At 72.9% G+C, this 236-nt stretch carries 1 pseudogene; it reads right to left on the reverse strand.

Annotation, left to right across the window (positions count from 1 at the left end):
• A pseudogene (locus AC0IY1_RS25620) lies at window positions 1-236 on the reverse strand (two-component sensor histidine kinase); the annotation flags it as partial.

Genomic DNA, 236 nt, shown 5'->3' on the forward strand with positions numbered 1-236 from the left:
GATCCGGCGGGTGGTCTCCGTCATGGCGTCGACGCGCCTCAGGACCCGGCTGGCGATGAACCAGGGGCCGATCACGCCCAGCACCATCACCAGCCCCACGGAGGAGCCGCAGGTCCGTCCGATCACCGCCCGCAGCCGGTCGCGCTCGGCGACATCGCGGCCGACGAGGAGCCGGACGCCCCCGGGCAGGACGAAGATCTGCATGATCGCCCGGTGCTCGAGGTTCTGCGCGCCGC

This window comes from Methylobacterium sp. AC690, from assembly GCF_979256535.1.